The following is a 220-nucleotide window of genomic DNA, read 5'->3' on the forward strand; positions in this document are numbered from 1 at the left end:
TTGAGTACGCAATAATTTGCGCAGCAGCAAGGCGGCAAGCGAAGGAAAGGAAGGAGCATACAGAAGTATGTGACTGAGTTTACGAGCGCAGGCAACGCCGCTGATGCGATAAAGAATTGCGTACAGAGCACAAAAGAATTTGCCTGGCGGCAGTAGCGCGGTGGTCCCACCTGACCCCATGCCGAACTCAGAAGTGAAACGCCGTAGCGCCGATGGTAGT

General features: G+C 53.6%; 1 rRNA gene. It reads left to right on the top strand.

Annotated features, from left to right (window positions below):
* Window positions 1-142: 142 nt before the first annotated feature.
* Window positions 143-220: ribosomal RNA gene (gene rrf, locus NAZ64_RS22465) — 5S ribosomal RNA — on the top strand; the annotation flags it as partial.

Source organism: Salmonella sp. A1325 (assembly GCF_056991255.1).